This window comes from Novosphingobium sp. KN65.2, from assembly GCF_001368935.1.
Taxonomy (GTDB): Bacteria; Pseudomonadota; Alphaproteobacteria; order Sphingomonadales; family Sphingomonadaceae; genus Novosphingobium; species Novosphingobium mathurense.
Genome location: NZ_CCBH010000128.1, coordinates 1 through 2,652, shown reverse-complemented (window position 1 = coordinate 2,652; position 2,652 = coordinate 1). Strand labels below are relative to the sequence as shown.

At 57.3% G+C, this 2,652-nt stretch carries 2 protein-coding genes; one reads left to right on the top strand and one right to left on the bottom strand.

All coding sequences use genetic code 11. The features are described 5' to 3' along the window. Positions 1–66 precede the first annotated feature (66 nt). Positions 67–1,263 (bottom strand): hypothetical protein, encoded by a 1,197-nt coding sequence (locus SPHV1_RS25385; protein ID WP_197277644.1) that lies wholly within the window; start codon positions 1,261–1,263, stop codon positions 67–69. Positions 1,264–1,854: 591 nt separating this feature from the next. Between SPHV1_RS25385 and SPHV1_RS04610 the strand changes: the two genes are divergently transcribed. Next, the gene (locus SPHV1_RS04610) at positions 1,855–2,223 is read left to right on the top strand and encodes a thermonuclease family protein (protein ID WP_054944873.1); all 369 of its coding nucleotides are present in this window, start codon (positions 1,855–1,857) and stop codon (positions 2,221–2,223) included. Positions 2,224–2,652: the final 429 nt, after the last annotated feature.

Genomic DNA, 2,652 nt, shown 5'->3' with positions numbered 1-2,652 from the left:
GGCGCTGACGCCGGACAACCGGCCCTTTACGGCCCTCCAGAACAATTACGGACATAAAATTCGAGGTCAGGTGTAGAACGCCAGCTGATCCAGAGTCAGCAGCGCCTGCAGCGCGCGCGGCATGGTATATAGCTCACTCGCCACCGCCCCGTGGCTCACAGCGTGCCGGGAGCCGGCACTTCCGATATCGCCAGGATGAAAACCGGCGTAGGTATAATCCTTCAGATATTTCCCAAACTCAACTGGGAAGAAGAGCGTATCGTTTCCGCGAGCCCGTTGTTCGGCGAGCGAAATCATGAACTCCAGAAGTTTTGGGATTCGGTGGGAGCGAACGCCGTTGGCTTCAAAATATACATCTGACATCACACCTTCAATTTCGCTCAAAATGATCTTGATCACTGCGACCGGTTCCTTGGCGTTGAAACCACTAATCGCCGGGCGCAAGATTGCCTCTCGCGATTTCAGGTGCGGTCGTTCCATCCACCGATCGAACATCCGACCAAGCCGCTCGGCGTCAAACTTCTCGATCAACGCACCTTCGGCATCATCAAGCTCGAAACCAGCTTCCTGCGCATCGAGCAATCCGCGAAACTCCCCCTTCATCAGTTCGAGAAATGGAAACCAACCCACCGAGACTATCGCACTAAATGTCGGTTCATGCGCTAGTGCAGCGTAAAGATCGGCGTAGCGCATTTTCCGCACCATTCTGCCAAGCGAACGCCTGGCATCATCGATCGAAAGTTCGTTTCCTTCACCTCGATTGAAATCGAAGAACAGCCCGAAGCGCCAGCCTTCTCGGATAATGCAAAGAATTCGATCGGCCGGCCCAACGTCAACGTGAGGAAACCAGATGCCGGTGATGTCGACGGTGTCATTTTCGAAAAGTACTGTCCCAGCCTTAAGTGGACCAGGGCGTTTCAGAGTAGTGTAAGCCACCATTGCAGCTCGATCGATCCAGAGCTCCGCGCTATTGTCGGGCTTAATGACCAGAAATACGGTCGATGCCCGTTCTAGCCGGTCATAAGCTCCAGCCGCTCGCGCCCTGTGCTCGATTGCCGCAGCCAGGTTACCGATGAGCTTGTGAAAAAGTGCCTGGTCAGACGAGATCTCCATTCGCGTACAGATCGTTACAGTTTCGCCGGCCCGTGCCGCCGTTGCCGAGATGCCAGCTAAGTTCATGTCCGTTAGCCGGATCGGTTCGCCTAGATTTCCGACGATCGGTTCTGGATTGTCACGAGAACCCGCAGGCGGAGTTCTTGTCATTCGATTGCCCTCCAACTGGTCAAGTGACCGAGTTGGAATACATTTAGTTCGGTCTCCAATTCAATGGTCTAACTGACAAGCAAAGAAACCAACTATGCCAAGGTGGGCACCACAGGATACATCTGAAATTGAGCTCGAAATGATGAAGGTTCGCTTCCCTGGGCGTGACCTTAAAAGTCGACAGTCTGCATACGGCCCAACCTAGCCGTCCCGCAGATCGCTAACTGCGACCGATTGCCCCAACCCTCCCGCCATCGACGCTTCAAAGCCCCCGGCAAACAGCTGCCATTGCGGTTTCAGCCTGTTCACTTCGAGAAGTTCATGCGGGTGGCTAGAAATGAGCCATGGACAGATTCTTGCTGCACGAAGCCGCCGCCGCTGCGAACCGGTTCAACCAAGTAACCCTCTTTCACCTCGAAAATCCGCGATCCAAACGAGTTGCACGAAATGCGCAGGAGCTTGCTGATCTCCTCGGCGCCTTGGGCTACAGGCCTCGGCCTCTGACGGTCGATCGATCATGAGCGCACGCGGCGAATTCTTTACCCTTCTGACGTTAGGCCTGCTCGCGATCGCTGGTTGGATATTGCCCTGATGTCCCTACTTCTCGCCGCTGCCGCTGCTGCCTGCATCGCCTATGTGCACGACGGCGACACCGTGCGCCTGTGCGATGGCGAACGTATCAGAGTCGAGAATATCGATGCTCCGGAACTCAACGGTTCATCCCGCTGCTCTGCTCAGTCCCGCGAGCGACTTGCAGGATCGAGAAATCCAGCATGGTGTGACTTCGCCCTCGGTGAGAATTCGCGCGACGCACTCGCGGCCTTCCTGTCGGCCGGGCCAGTCATCGTCACGCGCCATGGGTCAGACCGCTATGGACGCACGCTCGCAACGCTCTCGGTCAATGGGCGAGACGCGGGACGCTATCTCGTCTCACTCGGCCTTGCTCGGGTGTGGCAATGAAAAAGGCCCGGCAGTGCACCGGGCCTTAGTCGGGTATCGCAGTCAAAAGTCGAGGGCAGCAGGGCGCTGTACCCTCTCGCGACCACCCAAACATTATAGGCCATCGAGCAGGGCATGAAAATCGCTCGCAAGGGCTAGTGATGCAACCGCTCGTAGCGCTCGGCCGAGGTCTCTCCGCAAGTAAACTTCGCCCCACGCTCGCTCATCCAACGACAGCTGCGGACGGCGGCATCGTGGACCCGGTCACCCCACGCTTCGACCTCAATGTTGTAGGCCTCTCGCGCAACCCCATCGGTTGCGATTGCGACAGTCGGGCGAGGTTTGGCTTGCTGTGCCTGCTCAACGTCCGCCGCAGGCGGGAATTGCGGCTGTATCCTGCCCGTCGCGGCGCAGCCGCTCACAAGCCAGACGCACGCCAGCATCGTCGCT